15 protein-coding genes are annotated in these 17,606 nt (G+C 54.5%); 8 read left to right on the forward strand and 7 right to left on the reverse strand.

Going from position 1 to position 17,606, the window contains the following annotated elements:
* Positions 1-46: 46 nt before the first annotated feature.
* The 5 genes from TH19_RS17700 to TH19_RS17720 form a co-directional block, all read right to left on the reverse strand.
* A complete protein-coding gene (locus TH19_RS17700) occupies positions 47-1,624 on the reverse strand; it encodes an aldehyde dehydrogenase (NADP(+)) (RefSeq protein ID WP_114103699.1) in 1,578 nt (525 codons plus the stop codon).
* 361 nt (positions 1,625-1,985) lie between these two features.
* On the reverse strand, positions 1,986-4,442 hold the full coding sequence (locus tag TH19_RS17705) for a TonB-dependent siderophore receptor (RefSeq protein WP_114103700.1): 2,457 nt from the start codon (positions 4,440-4,442) through the stop codon (positions 1,986-1,988).
* A gap of 160 nt (positions 4,443-4,602) precedes the next feature.
* Positions 4,603-5,631 (reverse strand): FecR family protein, encoded by a 1,029-nt coding sequence (locus TH19_RS17710; protein ID WP_114103701.1) that lies wholly within the window; start codon positions 5,629-5,631, stop codon positions 4,603-4,605.
* A 66-nt stretch (positions 5,632-5,697) separates the two neighbouring features.
* Complete coding sequence (locus TH19_RS17715; protein ID WP_114103702.1) at positions 5,698-6,210, reverse strand: RNA polymerase sigma factor; 513 nt, start codon at positions 6,208-6,210, stop codon at positions 5,698-5,700.
* A 300-nt stretch (positions 6,211-6,510) separates the two neighbouring features.
* The gene (locus TH19_RS17720; RefSeq protein ID WP_114103703.1) at positions 6,511-7,242 is read right to left on the reverse strand and encodes a GntR family transcriptional regulator; all 732 of its coding nucleotides are present in this window, start codon (positions 7,240-7,242) and stop codon (positions 6,511-6,513) included.
* Positions 7,243-7,558: 316 nt separating this feature from the next.
* Between TH19_RS17720 and TH19_RS17725 the strand changes: the two genes are divergently transcribed.
* The 5 genes from TH19_RS17725 to TH19_RS17745 all read left to right on the forward strand — a co-directional run bounded on the left by TH19_RS17725 (position 7,559) and on the right by TH19_RS17745 (position 12,602).
* Entirely contained in the window at positions 7,559-8,644 is a 1,086-nt protein-coding gene (locus tag TH19_RS17725) for an ABC transporter ATP-binding protein (RefSeq protein WP_114103704.1), read from the forward strand.
* Between the two features lie 41 nt (positions 8,645-8,685).
* Positions 8,686-10,002: an ABC transporter substrate-binding protein gene (locus tag TH19_RS17730; protein ID WP_114103705.1), complete on the forward strand. Its 1,317-nt coding sequence runs from the start codon at positions 8,686-8,688 to the stop codon at positions 10,000-10,002.
* Positions 10,003-10,159: 157 nt separating this feature from the next.
* Positions 10,160-11,017 (forward strand): ABC transporter permease, encoded by an 858-nt coding sequence (locus TH19_RS17735; protein ID WP_114103706.1) that lies wholly within the window; start codon positions 10,160-10,162, stop codon positions 11,015-11,017.
* Between the two features lie 2 nt (positions 11,018-11,019).
* Complete coding sequence (locus TH19_RS17740; RefSeq protein ID WP_114103707.1) at positions 11,020-11,847, forward strand: ABC transporter permease; 828 nt, start codon at positions 11,020-11,022, stop codon at positions 11,845-11,847.
* Complete coding sequence (locus TH19_RS17745) at positions 11,844-12,602, forward strand: aspartate/glutamate racemase family protein (protein WP_114103708.1); 759 nt, start codon at positions 11,844-11,846, stop codon at positions 12,600-12,602. Before TH19_RS17740 ends, TH19_RS17745 begins: the two co-directional genes overlap by 4 nt.
* 98 nt (positions 12,603-12,700) lie before the next feature.
* Here TH19_RS17745 and TH19_RS17750 read toward each other — a convergent pair whose 3' ends face one another.
* Together TH19_RS17750 and TH19_RS17755 are read right to left on the reverse strand one after the other, a co-directional pair.
* Positions 12,701-13,372: a FadR/GntR family transcriptional regulator gene (locus TH19_RS17750; RefSeq protein WP_114103789.1), complete on the reverse strand. Its 672-nt coding sequence runs from the start codon at positions 13,370-13,372 to the stop codon at positions 12,701-12,703.
* Positions 13,373-13,483: 111 nt separating this feature from the next.
* The gene (locus TH19_RS17755; RefSeq protein WP_114103790.1) at positions 13,484-14,317 is read right to left on the reverse strand and encodes a sulfite exporter TauE/SafE family protein; all 834 of its coding nucleotides are present in this window, start codon (positions 14,315-14,317) and stop codon (positions 13,484-13,486) included.
* A gap of 236 nt (positions 14,318-14,553) precedes the next feature.
* Here TH19_RS17755 and TH19_RS17760 point away from each other — a divergent pair, with 236 nt between their 5' ends.
* Genes TH19_RS17760 through TH19_RS17770 form a run of 3 tightly spaced genes read left to right on the forward strand, consistent with a single transcriptional unit; the run spans position 14,554 to position 17,585 of the window.
* Positions 14,554-15,498: a tripartite tricarboxylate transporter substrate binding protein gene (locus TH19_RS17760; RefSeq protein WP_114103709.1), complete on the forward strand. Its 945-nt coding sequence runs from the start codon at positions 14,554-14,556 to the stop codon at positions 15,496-15,498.
* A complete protein-coding gene (locus tag TH19_RS17765; protein ID WP_114103710.1) occupies positions 15,495-16,046 on the forward strand; it encodes a tripartite tricarboxylate transporter TctB family protein in 552 nt (183 codons plus the stop codon). The genes TH19_RS17760 and TH19_RS17765 overlap by 4 nt, the downstream gene beginning before the upstream one ends.
* A 15-nt stretch (positions 16,047-16,061) precedes the next feature.
* Positions 16,062-17,585: a tripartite tricarboxylate transporter permease gene (locus TH19_RS17770; RefSeq protein ID WP_114103791.1), complete on the forward strand. Its 1,524-nt coding sequence runs from the start codon at positions 16,062-16,064 to the stop codon at positions 17,583-17,585.
* Positions 17,586-17,606: the final 21 nt, after the last annotated feature.

Consider the following 17,606-nt stretch of genomic DNA (forward strand, 5'->3'; position numbering starts at 1 on the left):
AAACCGTCAACCTATTTTAGGACGGCACATTCTGATGTGGCAAAGCCTAGTTCGGCATCTGCCACTTGCCATTGACCAGACGCGGGATGTTCAGCGGATTGGCATCCTTGATCGCTGCCGGAAGCAACGCATCGGGGAAGGCCTGATAGGATACAGGGCGGACAAAGCGTTTGATCGCCAGTGACCCGACCGAGGTCGAACGCGAGTCGGTGCTTGCCGGGTACGGACCGCCATGAACCATGGAATGGCAGACCTCAACCCCGGTTGGCCACCCGTTGATCAGAATACGGCCTGCACATTTTTCAAGGGCTGGGCGCAGGGCATTTGCCAGATTGGAATCGCCGTCAACCATATGGATGGTTGCGGTCAACTGCCCGATCAGGGTCGATGACAGCGCTAACATTTCCTCGACCGAGTCACATTCAACAATGATCCCGGCCGGACCAAACATTTCCTCGGCCAGTTCCGGGTTGGCTTTCCATTCGGCTGCGGTGGTGCGGAAGATTGCCGGGCTGCCTTCAAACTTGCCATCGGTGTCGCGACGTTTCAGCGGGCAGGTGACGCTGGCATGTTTGCTCATGGCGTCGGTGACTTCGTGATAGGCGCTTGAAACGCGATCGGTCAGCATCGCCGTCCCGCCAACCTGGCCAAGTTCGGCAGCAGCCGTTGCGACAAAGGTTTCAAGGTCAGCACCCTTAAGGGCGATCAGAAGACCCGGATTGGTGCAGAACTGGCCCACGCCCATGGTCAGGGACCCGACCCAGCCCTTGGCAATATCTGCGGCCTTTTCGCCCATAGCTTTGGGCAGCAGGAAGACCGGGTTGTTTGAACCAAGTTCGCCATAGAACGGGATCGGTTCCGGACGGGAAACTGCAATGTCAAACAGCGCACGACCCCCGCCGGTCGAACCGGTAAAGCCAACCGCCTTGATCAGCGGATGGGCAACCAGTGCCTGACCAACCTTGCGCGTGCCGCCATGGATCAGGCTGAAGACGCCTTTGGGCATGCCGGTTTTGATGATGGCAGCTTCGATGGCCTTGGCGACCAGTTCGGACGTGCCCGGATGGGCCGCATGGCCCTTGAAGACAACCGGGCAACCCGCGGCAAGTGCCGATGCGGTGTCACCGCCCGCGGTTGAAAATGCCAGCGGGAAGTTCGAAGCCCCAAACACACCAACCGGACCCAGTGCCTTGTTCATGACACGGATGTCGGGTTTTGGCAGCGGCTGACGATCTGGCTGTGCGGTTTCAATGCGGGCTTCAAACCAGGATCCTTCTTCGATCCAGTCAGCAAAGAAGCGCAGTTGACCAACTGTACGGCCGCGCTCGCCAGTCAGGCGTGCAGCAGGCAGGGCAGATTCAAGATGGCCGATCTCGGTGATTTCATCGCCCCGGGCATCGATTTCGTCGGCAATGGCACGCAGGAATTCGGCACGCTTGGCCGGCAGCATGGATGCAAATTCTTCGGCACAGGCCTGGGTTGCTTCGACGGCCTGATTGACGATTTCCTCGGTCCCGTGCTGGAACTTGGTCGGGAGCTTGTCACCAGTTGACGGATTGTCGGCCTGAAACACATCCGGGCCATTGATCCAGCTTCCGGCGATGTAATGCTGTCCACTAAGCATGTGGGTCTCCTGTGGGGTTATGTCCTATGCGTGACAGGCGTGCGCATTACATTCCGGCCGATCCGGTCCCGAATGGATGTTCCGCATATTCCATGCGCAATCACCCCGATCAGACATGCCAAATGACGCAGCCCTGAAAAACTTGGCGCAGCTTAGATTCTCGGCCTGCCGATGTAAACATCATACAATATGATAATTTAACGGCGAAGCGTTGAAGGCTGCTTGGCGCGACCTTAACAAAGCAGGCCGGATGCGTCGAATATTTTATACAATATTTTCAAAAGGCAATTATATCAGTATATTAATGGAAAAAGGCGGGGAAAACCCCGCCTTTTTCAATCATCATACTATTTCGAGGGGCTTAGAATTTGCCCGTGACGCTGAGGAAGAAGTTCCGCGGTGCGCCGTAATAGTTGAAGGTGCTCGTTGTGCCCGGACGTTCATAATATTCCTCGTCCAGAATGTTGTTGATGTTCAGAGCCACTTCGAGGTTTTCATTCACCTCGTATCCGATGCGACCATCAACAAGGTAATAGGCGTCGGCTTCGACATTACGGGCACTGACCCAGTAATCATCAGACCAGGTGACGCCGCCGCCGACGCTCAGCCCGTCAAGGACACCCTGATCAAAGCCGTAATCCAACCACGAGGTCACACGATGGCGCGGCGCATAATTTACGCGGATCGTTGCATCATCGTCCTTGGTCTGGTCGGTGACATAAAGAAGGGTATAGCCAACAAATGCCTGAAGGTTCGGGGTGATGGCGCCGCTCAGCTCGGCTTCGATACCGCGCGAACGCTGTTCGCCTGATGCGATTTTTGCCGTCCCGGCGTCATCGGGGTCGTCGGCAGCGCGGTTGACGTCGTCAATCTGGAACAGTGCCAAATGGCTGTTCAGAAGACCACCGAAATGCTCGCCCTTCAAGCCGATTTCAAACTGGTCACCCGTACGCGGTTTAAGCTGGGAACCGGTCGAGTCCTGCGCGTCCTGCGGTTCGAAGATCGAGGTATAGCTGAAATAGGTCGAGAAATCGTTGCTGACGTCATAAACGATGCCGGCAAACGGCGTGAAAACAGCGTCTTCCGTCAGATCGCTTTCAGAACTGGTGCGACGGTTTTCGGTAACCGAGTTGTACCAGCTGGTGCGACCACCGAATGAGAAGGTGATGTCGTCAAATGTCTGCAGCTTGAGCTTGGTGTAAACACCGGACTGGGTGGCAGTGACCTTGGTATCGGAGTTCAGTGGCTGTTGAACATAAGGCAGGTCCGGGCTGGAGATGCTGTATCTGCCAGCGTAGGTCGTCCCGCGATATTGTTGGGAGTCTGTCACAAAACGGTTTGCGTCCGCACCGATGGTAAGGGTTTGCTCATACCCGAGCAGATCGAAGTTGTGGTTTACGTGGGCATCAACCGCGAATGCCTGCTGGTCGGTATGCATTTCATAACCGGTATAGGTCGCGGTGCCTGCCGCATCGACCGCAGAGTTGGTGTAGGCATAGTTCGCATCCACGTCGCGATCGCTGAAGCGGAAACCGACTGCGCCGTCGGTGCGCGAGCTGAACTGATGTTTCAGATCAAAGTACAGATCGCTTGACGTGTTTTCGAAGGTGTTCCAGCTGGCACCGGCAAAGGTTGATCGTGAAACGTCAAGCTGCGTACCATCCGAATTGGCCGGCAGGCCGTTATGCGGCACCTGATCCTTGCGTTCATGGGACAGGCCAAGCGAGATAAAGGTATCGTCGCTGATATCTGCATCAAGCGTGACGTAACCAAGTTCGTTGTTGTTTTCTTCAACATCAACAAAGCTGTCGCGATATTCGGTGGAAACAACACCGCGTACGCGTACGCTGCCATCCTCGGTCAGCGGAGTCGAAACATCACCCAGTGCGCTGTAATGGTTCCAGGAACCATAGCCAACGGTGGCAGAGCCGGTAAATTCATCCTTGGCCTGTTTACGGATCATATTGATCGTCGCACCCGGGAAGCCGGAGCCGCCATAAAGACCGGCTGCACCGCGCAGGACCTCGATACGGTCATACATTGCAAGGTTCGGTACGGTGCCTTCGCGGCTGGAAATCGGAACCGAAAGGCCGTTGGTCTGTGCGGTTGTGGTTTCGTAACCGCGCGATGCGATCGATGAACGGCCCGACGTGTTGGCAAGCACCTGTACGCCAGTCGTGTAACGCATGGCATCATCAAGATACTGGAAGTTCTGTTCTTCCATGCGGGCGGAGGTGATGACGCTGACCGATTGCGGCAATTCGCGAATGGTCTCGTTGCTTTTCGAACCAACGCCAGCCACGGTGGTGGTGAAACTGCCCGTGCCTTCGGTTGCCGCGGCATCGCCGGGGTTCGAGGATGCCTGTGCCTCGACAACGACCGGGTCCATCACGGTATCATCGCCCGCAACAAGGGTGACAGAACTGTCATCGGTGAAGCTGAATTTTACGTCATTGCCATCAAGCAGTTTGGCAAGGGCCTCTGCGGCGGTCATCGTGCCGGTAACTGCGGTGCTGGTCAGATTTTCGACCTGTGCGGTATCGTAAAAAATCTGAATGCCGGTTTGCTGGGCAAAAGCCAGAAGGGCATCATTCAGGTTCTGGGCGGCAATGTTGAAATCAAAGCTGGCATTGGCCTGTGCGATTTCGGTCTTGGCTGCGTTCTGTGCGGCCTGTGCATTGATCGGTGCAAACAGCATGATCGCGCCAAGAGACATGGCAGTTCCGGCCAGAAGTTGTTTGGCGATACTGCGATGTGAGGCGCGCACGTTTCTGTGGTCGGCAACACCGGTTGCCGAGTTTCCCCGTTTGGAGGCCATTTAGCCATCTCCCCTAGGTCTTCAGTTAAATGATAATGCAAGTAGGTCGCATTATCGATGTCCTACAGGAGAAGACGTGCGGGCTTTTTGATCCGGTAAAAATATCTGAAACTTTTTTTGAAAAATTTGAATTCCGCGAAAACCGGCAGAAATCAAAGGGCTAATCGATCAGGAAGGTTGCAACATGTGGGATGGAATAGCTTGATGCTTTCAATCCTTCACTGATGAAATCGACAGCCTGATCAATTTTATCAATTCGGAACATGCCGCTGACTTCGCGATTGGCAAGATCTGCGCTGGCAACAACAATCGGTCCTTCGGCATAGCGGCTAAGTGTTCTGGTGACATCCGACAGTTTGGCATGGTCGAAGACCAGGAAACCGCTTTGCCAGCTAGTGCTGGTCGCCAGGTTAACTTGACGTACGGTACTGTCGACCTCGTGTTTGCCAAGCGTGACCTGCTCTCCCGGTGACAGGATCAGCGTCTCTTGGCGGTGTTCAACATTCGGGGTCAATTCGATTTGATGTTCAATTGCCGTGATGCTCAGCACGTCGCCATCGTCATCAGGCATATATTCGACATCAAATTTTGTGCCCAAGGCACGGGTGGCGCTTTGACCTGCGCGCACAACAAAGGGCGGTACAGTGTCACTTGCCGAGGCGACATCGAAGCTTGCGCGACCTGAAATCAATTTAACTGTCCGTGCAGTTTCAGAGAACTGGACGTCAATTGCCGATGCAGCGTCCAGCATGACCCGGCTGCCATCGGCGAGGGTGATGGTGGTAATCTCGCCGCGTCCGGTGCTGTGGTCGGCAAAGGATCGCAGAAGAAGGTCCGGCGCCTTGAGGCCCCCGATTACAGCAATCAGAACAATTGCAGCAAAGGCAGCAATGCGAACGCCATAATGAAAGAAACCGAGACCGGTATCATTGGCAGCTGTTGGTGACTGGCGCAGTTGGTTTGGGTCAAGCAATGCAAGCTCGTCCCAAAGCTTGCTGGCGCTATCATAGGCGTCACGGTGATCAGAAGAAGTCTGGGCCCAATCGGTGCTTGATGTATGGTCGGTTGGTGTCGTGCGGGCATTTCCTGACCGGATGTTTTCCCGATCAACAGCATGATCATGGATTACCCACGCCGCGGCGTCCCGGTCCATCTCATTGATATTATGTCTGTTGTTGCCCTGTGCCACGACTGCTTCCTGATATCGGTCTGTTTATTATGACGTTTCAGATTTGGAAAAACGTACAGTTTTTTGTCATTCGGCCTGATGTTTTTTAAGTTGGCTCATCGCATGGGCCAGCGCGGTGGCCAGATGTTTTTGGACCGTGCTTTCCGAGACCGAGAGTTTTCGGGCGATATCACCGTAACTAAGCCCTTCGATCCGGCCGAGAATGAAAATCTCGCGCGTGCGGGGTGGCAGTTCGCCAATGGCACGTTGCAGCAGGCCGAGCCTGTGACGGTCACCGGTCTGGGTTTCGGCATCGGGTCGATCATCGGCGATCAGCGCCATTGTGTCGTGATCGGTGGCGTCGGTTCGGCGACGCCGCTGCGCGCGGATGTGATCAATCGCCAGGTTATTGGCGGTTTTGTAGATAAAGGCGCGGCCATCTTCGATGATGATGTCGCTGTCGATGCGCAAAAGTCGGGCAAAGGTTTCCTGGGTGAGATCTTCGGCAGTGTCCAGGCATGACAATTTCCGGGCGAGGAAGCGTCTGACTTCGTCACCATATTGCCGGAATAATTGTTGGGTATCAGGCTTGGTCGCCATGGGATCAATAGCTGTTCAGGATGCAGCATGATAATCGTTTTGATAATCAATCGCAACTAATTTGATTAGAAGAACCAAACCCTATGAGGCGCTGGCGGTCGGCATTTGCGTCGCACCGCCGTCACGTGCGGCGGGAATGATATGATGCCAGACCGGCCAAAGTCCTCGGGGGTATGTTCACTATCCACAAGCGCTTTGGGGCAGATTAAGGTCGCAATTCAGCAACAGGCTGGCGTCATGCGCCGCTGTTGAAAAAAAAAGGCCTGGCATTCGCGGTGGAGTGGGCTGTTTATAAAAAGGTCAGCTGGCAACCGATTTCGGGTTTCGACCAAAGATGCTGGCGAAATCGGTCTTGCCGGGTTTGGGGCGCTGAAGTTGCAGGCGATCCCGAATGGCATCGAGATGGCGCGACATTTCAGCTGCCGCAACATCCGGATCACCACTTGTAAGTGCCTTGAGAAGGTCGTCATGTTCGGTGTGCGAACAATCAACCGGCTGCGGGCTTTCATACATGGCAATGATCAGGGATGATCGCAGGATCAGGCGTTCGAGAAATTCTTCGATCACCAGATTTCCGGTCAGACGTGCAAGCAACAGGTGAAATTCGCCCGAAAGGATGATGGCGGCGCGATGGTCGCCACGATGATGGGCATCGTGTTCACGGTCCAGATGGTTCCTGATCTGGGCTGCGCGTTCGTCGGTCATGGAGACCGCAACCTTGCGGGCAACACCGTCTTCGATCATCCGGCGGGCGGCAAAAACTTCGATGGCTTCGTCAATGGTTGGCTCGGAAACGAATGCGCCGCGATTGGGGACAAGGTTGATCAGCTTGTCATGTGCCAGTTGCAGGAAAGTAGCGCGGATACGTGCGCGGCTGACGCCAAATGTCTGGGCCAGGTCTTCTTCGATCAGCTTCATGCCCGGTTCGAGACGGCGATCAAGGATCGCGTCGAGCATTTCCTGATAGATCATTTCCTCCGGGCGCAGCTTTCCGCTGCCCTTATAGCTGCCGGTTTCGTCGGCTTTGGCCATCTTGACGATGCTTTCCGTCGTTTGCGTTATCGCGCGATCAAATTCCTTCTACAAAATTGTTGACGATTTGGACAAGAAAAAATCGCTGCTGCCAAATTCATGACGTAGCTTTTGATTGCGTCAAAAATGAACAATGAAACCATTATGCGCAAAAAATGCACAGAAGATGGGTATAAAACAAGCAGGCGTCTCAAGGTTTCCTCGCTTATTTGTGTGATTCTCCCGCAAAACTGCCAATAAAAACAATTGGCACGCATTTTGCCTGCAATCGACAACAGGATTGTTAACAATTTTGCATGCAGTGACGGGTGAGCGGATGAAGGGCAACGGAGCCATCGAACTAATTGCTGTCAGTAAATTCTATGGCAGCACGCAGGCGGTCAAATCCATTGACCTGCAAATTCCGGCCGGGGCGTATTGCTGTCTCATTGGTCCGTCGGGTTGCGGAAAATCGACGACATTGCGGATGATTGCCGGTCATGAAGTGATCAGCGAAGGTGATCTTCTGATCGGGGATCGCAATGTGACCGAACTGCCGCCGGTCAAGCGCGGCACCGCCATGATGTTCCAGAATTACGCACTTTTCCCGCACATGACCTGTGCGGAGAACGTGGCCTTTGGCCTCAAGATGCAAGGTGTCTCCCCATCGGATCGTAAAGATCGGGCCAAAGAGATGCTGGCCCGGGTCCAGATGGAGCAATTTGCAGATCGCAAGCCCGACCAGCTCTCTGGTGGTCAGCAACAGCGTATTGCGCTGGCACGTTCACTGATTACCGAACCATCGGTTCTGTTGCTTGATGAACCGCTTTCCGCACTTGATCCGTTCTTGCGAGCCCGAATGCGCGATGAATTGCGCCGTCTTCAGCAGGAACTGGGGATTACCTTTGTCCATGTAACCCACGCCCAGGATGAGGCGCTTGCGCTTTCGGATATGGTGGTGGTGATGGAAGACGGCATCATCCGTCAGAAAGGCACACCGCAGGAAATCTTCAATCAGCCGCGGTCACGCTTTATCGCCAACTTCATGGGCGGTCAGAACATCTTCAAGGGCAAGGTTACGGAATCAGGTCCGGCGGGCACGTTGCTTGCGCGGGGGCCTGACAGCTTCTTGCTGCCGGGCTTTGCCAACGGGACAGCGGGTGAAGAACTTGAATTCACCATTCGTACTGATCTGATCGGTCTGGATGAAACCCCGCCCACAGAAACCAAAAACGGCCAGATCCCTGTCGAAATTACCACGGTCGAGTATCTCGGCCTGTGGGTAAGGATCGTCGCGACCACAAGCGACGGTAAGGAAATAACCCTGATGAAGACCGAAAGCGAATTTCGGCAAGCGCCGGTAAGGCGACAGGACAAGTTCATCGCCTATTGGAAGCCTGAACATGCACATGTTCTGGCCTAACGAAAACAAATCAAATCAAACACCTATCAGGAGTGCTTCACATGACGATCGAGACCAAGACATCGAAGAAGAATTTGCTGAGTGAAACCGGCATTTCGCGCCGTGGATTTGTTAAAGGTGCTGCCGCTGTTACCGGTGCGGCCATCGGTTCTGGTGCGATTACCGGCTTCCCGACCATCTGGGCGCAGAACATCAAAAATGTGACGCTGCGCCAGTTCGGTACGGGTGTTTCGAACATCAATGCGGTTGCCGACAAGGTTAAGGAAGACCTTGGTTTTACCCTTCAGATGACCGCCCTTGATTCCGATGCGGTTGCACAGCGCGCTGTGACCCAGCCGAACTCGTTCGATATTGCCGATATCGAATACTGGATTTGTAAGAAAGTCTTCCCGGCTGGCACCATGCAGCCGATGGATACTACCAAGCTTAAGAACTATGACGCGATCTCCAAGCTGTTCATCACGGGCAAGCTGACCCCGGATTCCGAAATTGCACAGGGTACGGCACCGCACACCGTTGGCTTCGTTGAAGGCGCGGACAGCGTTGAATTTGCATCTGCTCCGACCCAGTGGATGACCCTGATCCCGACCATTTACAACGCTGATACCCTTGGTATCCGCCCTGACCTGATTGATCGTCCGATCACCAGCTGGGCCGATCTGCTTGATCCGGCATTCAAGGGCAAGGCATCGATCCTTAACATTCCGTCGATCGGTATCATGGATGCGGCAATGGTTTGCGAAGCGATGGGTGAAGTCACCTATGGCGACAAGGGCAACATGACCCAGGAAGAAATCGACAAGACCATCGCGGTCATGATCGATGCCAAGAAAGCCGGTCAGTTCCGTGCCTTCTGGAAGAGCTTCGATGAGTCGGTCAACCTTATGGCATCGGGCGAAGTTGTCATTCAGTCCATGTGGTCGCCGGCAGTTGCAGCCGTTCGTTCCAAAGGCATTGCCTGCACCTATCAGCCTCTTAAGGAAGGCTATCGTGCATGGGGCGGCGGCATTGGCCTTGCCAAGCATCTTTCGGGTCTCGAGCTTGAAGCGGCTTATGAATATATCGACTGGTATCTGTCGGGCTGGGTTGGTGCATATCTTAACCGTCAGGGTTACTACAGCGCGGCACCGGCAACCGCCAAGAAGTTCATGTCTGAAGACGAATGGGGCTTCTGGATGGAAGGCAAAGCGGCCCAGGGCGATATCCTTAGCCCGGAAGGCAAAGTCATGGAAAAGGCCGGTGCGGTTCGCGATGGCGGTTCCTACGAAGAGCGTATGGGCTCAGTCGCGTGCTGGAACTCTGTCATGGACGAGAACAAGCACATGGTCCGCAAGTGGAACGAATTCATCGCTGCCTAAGCGTGTTTTCAAAGATTTTGATCGGGCGCGGTTCATGCCGCGCCCGGCACCCCGGTTTAAGAATTTCAGTTGTCCGATTGATCCGAGAATGCAGCAGGTTTCAGGGCCAGAGCATTTGGGGCCAAAGCATCAGAGACAGAGCTTTTAGGGACAGATAATGGCTTTTGATACGTCCAAACGATCGTCCTATTTTCTGATCACGCCAATGGCGGCGATCTTTGCGATCTTTCTTGTCATTCCGCTGCTGACCATCGTCATTGTCAGTTTCTGGGACTATGACGAATATCGGATCCTGCCTGATTTTATTCTTGAAAATTACAGCTATTTGCTCGGGTCGTCGGTGACCTGGAAAATTTATCTCAATACATTGAAATATGCCGCATTGACCTGGGTCTTTACCCTGTTGATCGGATTTACGGTTGCCTATTTCCTGGCGTTCCATGTGCGCAGTCTGACCTGGCAGATCGTGCTTTTCATGCTGTGTACGATCCCGTTCTGGACGTCAAACATCATCCGCATGATTTCGTGGATTCCGTTCCTTGGCCGCAATGGTCTTTTGAATTCGGCACTGATCAATCTGGGGATTGTCGATCAACCGCTTGAGTTCCTTCTGTTTTCCGATTTCGCAGTCGTGCTGGCAGATGTGCATCTCTATACGCTTTTCATGGTCGTGCCGATTTTCAATTCCATGATGCGTATTGATCGTTCCCTGATTGAGGCAGCGCGCGATGCCGGTGCCAGCGGGTTTGAAACGCTGAAATCGGTTATCGTGCCGCTGTCAAAGCCGGGTATCGCCATCGGATCGATCTTTGTCATTACCGTGGTGATGGGTGACTTCATTACGGTGCGTTTGATGAGTGGCGGGCAAAGTGCGTCGGTCGGTTTGCAGATTTCCAACGAGATCGGGCTTTTGCAATATCCCGCAGCGGCGGCCAGTGCGGTGGTTCTGCTGGTTACGGTGTTGCTGATTGTGACCGGGCTTCTGCGCCTTGTTGATATCCGGAAGGAGCTTTGATCATGGCCAAAACCCGTGAACGGCGTCCGACAAGCTTCTATTTTCTGGCGGCTTTTTTCACCCTGTTTGTTCTGTTTCTTTACGGGCCGATGCTGACCATCTTTATCCTGTCATTTCAGGGGGAAAATGGTGGTCTGACCTTCCCGATGAACGGTTTTTCATTCCACTGGTTCGGGAACCTGTTTGAGCAACAGGCGGTGGGGGATTTTGGCGGATCCTTTACCCGGTCACTAAAACTTGGCCTGATTGTCATGGTGGTGACAGTTGTTGTGTCCTTTATGGCGGGTCTGGCATTCCGTCGCCGGTTCCGCGGCGACAGTGTGATTTTCTATCTGGCAATTGCCAGCCTGATTGTGCCGTCGATCCTGATTTCACTGGGCATCGGGTTGCTGTTCAATATTATCGAATGGCAGCCACAATGGTTCACATCCGCCCTTGGTGCGCATCTGACATGGACCTTCCCGTTCGGACTTCTGATCATGTTTGCGGTATTTAACCGGTTTGATCCGTCTTACGAGGAGGCCGCCCGTGATCTGGGCGCAAGCAACTGGCAAACCATCCAGTATGTGGTTCTGCCGATGGTGGGGCCAAGCCTGATCGGGGTTGCGATGTTCTCGTTCACGCTGTCTTACGATGAATTTGCCCGTACCCTGATGACGGCCGGGTCGTTAAATACCCTGCCGCTTGAGATTTATGGCATGACAACCAACGTGACCACGCCGGTGCTTTATGCGCTGGGCACGGTGACGACCGGGTTCTCGTTCCTGGTGATCGGGATTGCGTTGGGATCAGTATTGTTGATGCGCCGTCGCAAAGGTCAAAAAGCATGAGCCGGATCGCCGTTATCAATCCCAATCTGTCGACGGGATTCACCAAAAAGGTTGGCGATCAGGCAAAGCGGATTGTGGCCCCGCATACCACTGTTCTTGCGCTTAATCCGCAATTTGGTCCTGACAGTATCGAAGGCTATTACGACGAGGCCTTTGCCAGTGTCGGACTGCTTTCGGTCATACGTGATCTTGAAGCCGCCCCGGAACAGCTCGGCGATCCGGTTGCCGGATATGTGGTGGCCTGCTTTGATGATACAGGTGTTGATGCAGCACGTTGTCTGACCACGGCACCGGTCATGGGGCTGTGCGAAGCAGCCCTTCGCATGGCCGCGGTGGTGGCGTCGCGCTTTGCGATTGTGACGCCAATGCCGGTTTCGGTGCGTCCGCTTGAACATCTGGTGTCGAAATACGGGGTGTCATCGCAATGTGTGGTGCGTGCCGCCGGGGTTCGGACCCTTGATTTCGAAGGCGAAAACGCTGCGATGGCCTATGACGCGCTTAAAAAGCAGGCAGATCTTTGCCTTGCCAATGATTATGCCGAGGCGATTGTTCTGGGCTGTGCGGGCATGACCGATATAGCGCAGCGCCTTCAGGATGAACTTGGTGTGCCGGTGATAGATGGTGTCAGTGCTGCCGTTAAGATGATCGAGGCATTGGCAATGCTGGGTATTCGCACCAGCAAGGCCGGAGCTTATGCCGCACCGCCATCAAAGGCCTATCACGGAATGTTTGCCGATTTTGCTCCACAGGCATGATCGGGAATATTGCACGTTTATAGCGCGACTGTGCGGGATAAAGAAAAAGCGGGCCGACAGTGATGTCAGGCCCGCTTTTCATTTGTCTGGGTGATACCCTAGCCTTGTTTCAGGGCTTGTTCGACCTGCGAAAGGTGGCGGCGCATGGCCGCTTCGGCGCGTTTGGGGTCGCGTTGTTCGATGGCATCGACAATATCGCGATGTTGCGCGCTTAGATCATTGATCAGGCTGTCGGAATGACTGCTTTCACGTAATCGTGCCCAGGCAGCATCGCGACGCACGGCGTTAACAGCCTCAAACACCGCCAGAAACAGGGTGTTTTTGACCGATTCCGCGAGTTTCTGGTGAAAGGCAGCATCCCATTTTTCATATTCGCCCTGCGTTGTGGCGCGGGCGGCGTTTTCCACCATGGTTCGCATGGCATCAATATCGCCTTGCGATGCGCGAAGGGCGGCAAAACGTGCCATGGAAGGTTCGATCTCCTGGCGGACTTCCATGATTTCAAACGGGCTGGTTTTGGTGGCGATGCCTTCAAGCTTGCGCAGGCGCGGCGTGGGAGGGGTGCCGACAAAGGTGCCTTGTCCCTGGCGACGCCAGATCAGGCCTTCTGCTTCGAGAAGGTCAAGCGCCTTGCGCAGCGCCCGGCGACCGACATCAAGCTGTTCGGCAAGGTTGCGTTCGGCGATCACCCGGCCGTCTTTGACAAATTCACCGCGGGAAAAACCGGATTTAAGCTTTTCGGCCAATCCGTGGGTCGCAAGGTCATTCATGGTCATTATTCTTTTTGATGGCGTTCCCTATCTCCGAACCAATCCGCACCCATTCTAGCGAGGTGCCATTCCCAGAGGACTGGTTCGGATCGAAAGTCTTGATCTCTGATATCAGTTAAGCAGATCGTAGAACATCCGCAAAGAGGTTACCGCCAGAAACAGGCCGAAACACATGCGCAGTGCCCGTCTGGGGATGGTGTGGGCAATGCGTGCACCAATCGGTGCGCACAGAACCGTCATCGGGATCAGAAGGGCCGCAGCCAGGACATTGACATAACCGATTGAAAATGGCGGGCGTCCATCAACACCGACACCCGACATCGCATAGCCGATTGTGCCGGGCAGGGCGATGATCAGGCCGATCGCAGCCGCCGTCCCAACCGCGCGACGGATGTCATAGCCAAGGAAGTTCAGGACCGGCACGCAAATGGTGCCACCACCAATGCCCATCATGGCCGAAAGGCTGCCGGCAAGAATGCCAAGGACGGCCCAGACCGATTTCGGCGGGTTTTTGGCCTCGTCGGTTTCGCGGTCCTTGACCAGAACCATATTGATCGCGACCAAAAGGGCGACAACGGCAAAGACAATGGTCAGAACCCGTCCATCGGCAAGCCCGCCAATGGCGGTTCCAATGATGACACCAACAACGATTGCCGGGCCCCAATGTTTCAGAAGTGCGATGTCAACCGAACCCTTTTTATAATGGCTTCGGGTGGATGAGATCGCAGTCGCGATGATTGTTGTGAGCGAGGTGGCAACAGCGACCTGCATGCGCAACGATTCGTCAACGCCCATGGTTGTCAAAAAGTGATAGAGCACCGGGACAATTACAATCCCGCCGCCGACACCCAGTAAGCCTGCCATAATGCCGCCAAGGACGCCGGCAAACAGCATTGCAGCGCCCCAGACCAGATAGAGGCTCATGCTGCCTTCTATTTCAATCATCTTGAACCAATCCAAACCAATTTGTGCGGGTATTTGCTATTGGTACTAACGCCAGACGCACCCGTTTGGCAATGATTTTGCGCCAACAAGTCCTAAATATGGCGAAAAATACGTAGTTTTGCGTTTTTGGGCTTGCAGAGAGAAACTTCAAATGACAACAATATGTCGACAAAATGAAGGAACCAAAAAATAATTGGTTTCATATTGATTCAGTTTATTTATCAGGAGGCACTGAGATGTTCCGCAAGATTGCTGTTGCCGCCGGTCTGATGGCAGCTGCCATTGCAGGCCCAGCGCAGGCACAGGACTATCCAGAAAAACCGATCGAATTCATTGTTCCGTGGGGCCCGGGTGGTGGTAGTGACACGCTGATGCGTCTTGTTGCCCAGGGTCTTGCCGAAGAAACCGGTCAGGCTGTACCTGTCATCAATATGCCCGGTGTTGGCGGCAATATCGGTCTGGCCGAATTCGCCAAGCGCCCGGCCGATGGTTACACCATTTCCCAGATCCATGAAGGTCTGCTGATTTCCAATGGTACGGGCATTACCGACCTGAACTGGGACAGCTTCATGCCGATCGCGCTGGTGACGTCATCGCCGCAGTATCTGACCTTCTCCAAGAACGAGAACTTCTCGACCTTTGAAGAAATGGTTGCCTTCGCCAAGGATCATCCGGGTGCGGTTCGCGCTGGTGTGACCCTTGCCGGTGTGCCGCATCTTCACATGGCGATGATCGAAGATGCGTTTGGTATCCAGTTCTCCTATGTCGGTTATGAAGGTACCGGTCAGCGTATCCGTGCGCTGGTGGGCGGTAACATTGATGTTGCTATCGGTGACGTATCCTCGGCTGGTCAGTTTGTTGAAAATGGCGATCTGATCTTTGCTGCGGTTGGCATGCCGGAACGTACCGCAGACGAGCCGAATGTTCGCACCTTCAAGGAACTGGGTCATGATCTTGATCTGGCCGTGACCCGTGGTGTTGTTCTGCCGAAAGGTACGCCGCAGGATGTTGCGGATGCCCTTGAAGCGCATCTTGAAAAAGTTATGCAGAACGAAGACGTTCGCACCAAAATCAAGAATGTCGGCTCCGAGGCAGTCTTCCTTGGTCAGGATGCTTACAAAGCCTATCTCGGCAAGCTGTCTGACACCGTTGATCGTCTTGTCGGCAAGCTCGCAGGATGACGAACGGGTCTGAGAAATCAGCAGCAGCGGGTGCACTTGCACCCGCTGCTTCTCGTGCAAGAACAGAGTTCGCACGGCTGATTTCCTATGTCGTTTTCGGCCTTGGATCGGTTTATCTGTCGATGCGTGCTGGCGAGTTGCCAACATCGCGCTGGGAACCGCTTGGTGCCGGGTCTTTCCCGCAGCTGGTCTTTGCCGTTCTGGCCGGGCTGTGCCTGATTGCAGCTATTCGTGCGGTTATCGACATTCGCAAGGCGGGTCAGCTTGTCGGGTTGGCCGAAGGACTTTGCAGCTGGATCAAGGTTCGCCGGATTTCCTTTGCCCTGTTCGGGTTGCTGGTTGTTTACCTTGGCGTTTTGCCGGTTGCCGGCTTCTCGCTTGCGACATTTATCTTCCTGCTGATCACCCAGTTGATGATCGCGGGCATTTCGAAAAAGACCATCATTCAGTCCGTGATCGCCGCCCTGATTTTCTCGGTTGGCTTGAATCTGCTGTTTGCTGAAGTCTTTAACGTGTTTCTCCCGCGCGGCGTGCTGTTCGCGGGCTAACAGAAGTTTATGATCATGTTGGATGCATTTCTTGCCGGTGCCCATCAGGTTTTCGCATTCGATACCCTGATTTACATGCTGATCGGTTCCGTCGCCGGGATCGTTGCAGCCGCCATTCCCGGCTTTACCGTGACCATGGCGATCATTCTGACATTGCCGCTGACCTTTACCATGGACCCGCTTCAGGGGGTTTCGGTGATGTTGTCGGTTTATGTCGGTGGTTATACTGGCGGTCTGATCAGTGCGGCACTTTTGGGTATTCCCGGAACGCCAAGTTCGGTTGCCACCACCTTTGATGCCTTTCCGATGGCGCGTGGCGGGGAACCGGGACGTGCACTTTCGCTTGGTGTCTGGGCGTCATTTTTCGGAACGGTGATTTCGACCATCATCCTGATTGTTGCGGCCCCGCCGCTGGCGCTGATTGCGGTCAAACTTGGACCCTGGGAATATTTCTCGCTGATCGTGTTTGCCCTGACGATTGTTGCAAGCCTTGTGGGTAACTCGTTGATGCGCGGTCTGATTGCCGGTGTCATCGGTCTTGGTCTTGCGACCATCGGGCCTGATCCGATGATGGGGCGCCCGCGTCTGACATTTGAATCCGACATCCTGATGCCGGGTCTGCCGTTCCTGATTGTTCTGATTGGTATCTTTGCGATCAGTCAGCTGATGGGCGAGGTTGAAGACCACGGCAAGAATGACAACAAGGGCGCACTGATCCCCGATGTGATCGAATTCAAGACCTGGGCTGTGATGCGCGAAGTTCTGATGCATCCGGTCAATCTGGTGCGTTCATCATTGATTGGTGTGTTCATCGGTGCCCTGCCGGGCGCTGGCGGATCAATTGCCAACCTGCTGGCCTATGACCAGGCCAAGCGCAGCTCCAAAACGCCCGAGAAATTTGGCAAGGGCAATCCGGACGGTGTGATTGCATCCGAAGCCGGGAACTCTGCGACGGCGGGCGGTGGTCTGATCCCGATGATTGCATTGGGCATTCCGGGATCGGCCGTTGATGCGATCCTGATGGCGGCCCTTATGGTGCATGGTATTTCGGTTGGCCCACGTCTGATCATGGATCACGCCGATCTTGCCTATGGCATGTTCGTTGCCATGATTGTCGCGTCGCTGATGATGCTGGTGGTGTGTGTTCTGTCGATGCGCTTGTTCCTGCGCGTGACCGATATTCCCAAGCAGTTCATTGTGCCGACGGTGATGATTTGCTGTGTGATCGGGGCCTTTGCGCTGAATAACCGTGTGTCGGACCTTTACCTGCTCGGGGCGATTGGCCTTGTCGGGTACGGGTTGAAGTCACTCGATTATCCGCTGGCACCGCTGGTTCTGGGTGTGATCCTTGGCCCGATTGCCGAGACCAACCTGCGTCGCGCGCTGATGAGTGATGGTGACTGGACTGTATTCTTTACCCGTCCGATCTCTGCCGTGTTGCTGGCTGCTGCCCTGTTGTCTGTTATCTTCAGCGTCCGTTCGGTTCTGAAGATGCGAAGAAAAGACCGTCCTGCCACCGATGAACAAGACGGCGACTAAGCCCAAGCTGAGGAGACTCCA

The organism is Thalassospira profundimaris (assembly GCF_003326675.1).
Lineage (GTDB): Bacteria > Pseudomonadota > Alphaproteobacteria > Rhodospirillales > Thalassospiraceae > Thalassospira > Thalassospira aquimaris.

What these genes read in the sequence shown, in the direction of transcription:
- TH19_RS17700 (WP_114103699.1), bottom strand. Translation starts at nt 1,624, where the DNA reads ATGCTTAGTGGACAGCATTACATCGCCGGAAGCTGGATCAATGGCCCG.
- TH19_RS17705 (WP_114103700.1), bottom strand. Translation starts at nt 4,442, where the DNA reads ATGGCCTCCAAACGGGGAAACTCGGCAACCGGTGTTGCCGACCACAGA.
- TH19_RS17715 (WP_114103702.1), bottom strand. Translation starts at nt 6,210, where the DNA reads ATGGCGACCAAGCCTGATACCCAACAATTATTCCGGCAATATGGTGAC.
- TH19_RS17720 (WP_114103703.1), bottom strand. Translation starts at nt 7,242, where the DNA reads ATGGCCAAAGCCGACGAAACCGGCAGCTATAAGGGCAGCGGAAAGCTG.
- TH19_RS17725 (WP_114103704.1), top strand. Translation starts at nt 7,559, where the DNA reads ATGAAGGGCAACGGAGCCATCGAACTAATTGCTGTCAGTAAATTCTAT.
- TH19_RS17730 (WP_114103705.1), top strand. Translation starts at nt 8,686, where the DNA reads ATGACGATCGAGACCAAGACATCGAAGAAGAATTTGCTGAGTGAAACC.
- TH19_RS17735 (WP_114103706.1), top strand. Translation starts at nt 10,160, where the DNA reads ATGGCTTTTGATACGTCCAAACGATCGTCCTATTTTCTGATCACGCCA.
- TH19_RS17740 (WP_114103707.1), top strand. Translation starts at nt 11,020, where the DNA reads ATGGCCAAAACCCGTGAACGGCGTCCGACAAGCTTCTATTTTCTGGCG.
- TH19_RS17745 (WP_114103708.1), top strand. Translation starts at nt 11,844, where the DNA reads ATGAGCCGGATCGCCGTTATCAATCCCAATCTGTCGACGGGATTCACC.
- TH19_RS17750 (WP_114103789.1), bottom strand. Translation starts at nt 13,372, where the DNA reads ATGAATGACCTTGCGACCCACGGATTGGCCGAAAAGCTTAAATCCGGT.
- TH19_RS17755 (WP_114103790.1), bottom strand. Translation starts at nt 14,317, where the DNA reads ATGATTGAAATAGAAGGCAGCATGAGCCTCTATCTGGTCTGGGGCGCT.
- TH19_RS17760 (WP_114103709.1), top strand. Translation starts at nt 14,554, where the DNA reads ATGTTCCGCAAGATTGCTGTTGCCGCCGGTCTGATGGCAGCTGCCATT.
- TH19_RS17765 (WP_114103710.1), top strand. Translation starts at nt 15,495, where the DNA reads ATGACGAACGGGTCTGAGAAATCAGCAGCAGCGGGTGCACTTGCACCC.
- TH19_RS17770 (WP_114103791.1), top strand. Translation starts at nt 16,062, where the DNA reads ATGTTGGATGCATTTCTTGCCGGTGCCCATCAGGTTTTCGCATTCGAT.